At 42.6% G+C, this 2,202-nt stretch carries 1 protein-coding gene; it reads right to left on the reverse strand.

What is annotated here, in order from left to right; all coding sequences use genetic code 11:
* Window positions 1-190: 190 nt before the first annotated feature.
* Window positions 191-1,696: a sodium/proline symporter PutP gene (gene putP, locus E2L07_RS20390; RefSeq protein ID WP_134230522.1), complete on the reverse strand. Its 1,506-nt coding sequence runs from the start codon at window positions 1,694-1,696 to the stop codon at window positions 191-193.
* Window positions 1,697-2,202 lie beyond the last annotated feature (506 nt).

A 2,202-nucleotide genomic window follows, 5' to 3' on the forward strand; every position in this document is an offset into this window, starting at 1 on the left:
TCATCGTACACGCAGCTCCTATCCTTTCTTTGTTTCTCGGCAATTCAAGGATAATGGATAAAGGAGCCTGCGTGCATTTTTTTTGCCCTCTTTTGTGCAAAAACCCCAACATTTATTGTAGAGCCTTATTTTTGAGAGGTAAGGCAGTGACAACAAAAAAACCTGCCAGCGATGCTGACAGGCTCTCACACTAGATGACTTTCGTTTTGGCTTTTTCAAATTCGTCTTGAATTTTTTGAGGTGGTTCTTGATCCAATCGGCTGACTAGGATTATCGCTATTGAAGCGAGGATAAAGCCTGGGATGATTTCATACAGCCCGAGAATTGGATACTGCTCGGCGCTTAAGTTAAACCAATTGGTGAGCTCTGCCCAGATAATGACCGTGGCACCACCGACAATCATTCCAGCAAGAGCACCGTTCCGTGTCATTCGCTTCCAGAAGAGGGAAAACAATAGGACTGGACCGAACGCTGCCCCGAAGCCGGCCCATGCATAGCCAACGAGATCAAGCACGTTGCTTTCCGGGTTGTAGGCGAGTACAATCGCAACAAGAGCGATTAACACAACCCCGAAACGCCCGACCCAAACGAGCTCCTTCTGGGAGGCGTTTTTTCTTAGCATCCCTTTGTAAAAGTCCTCGGCTAGAGCACTCGATGATACGAGTAATTGTGAGTCAATTGTACTCATAATGGCAGATAAGATAGCGGCTAATAAGAAGCCAGTCACCCAAGGATCAAATAAAATTTGTGTGAATAAAATAAAGACCGTTTCACGAGCTTCTCCTGCAATCTCAGGTCCTGGACCGGTGGCAGAGAAATAGGCAATACCGACAAACCCAGTAAAGATCGCACCGAATAGGGCCAGCACCATCCAAGTCATACCGATAAACCGTGCCTTCGGAATTTCCTTTAATGATTTTACCGCCATGAAGCGGGTTACGATGTGTGGTTGGCCAAAGTACCCTAATCCCCATGCAAGCAAAGAGGCAACTCCGATGACAGTCGCTCCTTGGAACGCATCTAAATAAGCAGTATCGATCGCACCGACGGCGTTTAACGTTTCACTAAAGCCCCCCATTTTATTGATGGCCACGATCGGAACGATAATTAGAGCTAAAAACATCAGAATCCCTTGAAAGAAATCCGTCCAACTAACAGCTAAAAATCCACCTAAAAACGTATAGGATATAATGACAATTGCACCGATCCACAGCGCTTGAACATATGTCATTCCAAAGGAAGCTTCAAAGAGCAATGCCCCCCCGACTAACCCTGCAGATGTGTAAAACGTAAAAAACACTAAAATAACAAGGGCTGATACAATACGTAGAATTTTTGACTTGTCATGAAACCGATTTTCCAAGAAATCTGGTAGCGTAATCGAATCCTTCGCAATCTCTGTATAGTTTCGTAGACGAGCCGCTAAAAACTGCCAATTTAAATACGCCCCAATCGCCAAGCCGACAGCAATCCAAATTTCCCCCATACCGCCAACATATAAGGCTCCCGGTAATCCTAACAACAACCAGCTACTCATATCGGAAGCACCCGCACTAAGAGCGGCTACACTTCCGCCAAGACGGCGCCCACCTAGGACGTAGTCTGATAGATTGTTCGTCATTCGATAGGCAATTAAGCCAATCACTAGCATTCCAACAAGATAGACTATAAACGTTATTAACGTTGCAAGTTCCACAGTTCACTCACTCCTCTTTTCTCTTTAACGTCAAGATCGATAACAAGATTAACAGCGGCATTGGCACAAATAGTAATATCCAAGTGGCTGTCGTTAAACTATGCTCCATTTTATCCCCTCCTTTTCGTACGATCTCACTGTTTTCTATACAATGTTTATGCAACGTTCTTCATCGTATACAACTCATCAACTAAAGAACATTAGGAAAAACCGAAGGAATCACAAAGAAAACTATAACATAATATAAAAATCAGAACATTCAAACAATCATTTTTACCACCGCCATTTGAATAGTTATGCAAAAATGCGATGTTCGTAAGCGCTTACTTAACTATATAAACATATCTATTCAAAAAAAATTAATGAAGATTATTTTTCAGAGCCACAGGACAAATTTCTGTAACCCTTGATATTACTGATTCCATTCAATTTGCTACTATAGATGTGTTCCCATACCTTTTTACGTGATCAAGTTCTTTATGTTTTGTCAAACCTCAATTTTAGCG

The organism is Halalkalibacterium halodurans (assembly GCF_004376175.1).
Classification (GTDB): domain Bacteria; phylum Bacillota; class Bacilli; order Bacillales; family Bacillaceae_D; genus Halalkalibacterium; species Halalkalibacterium halodurans.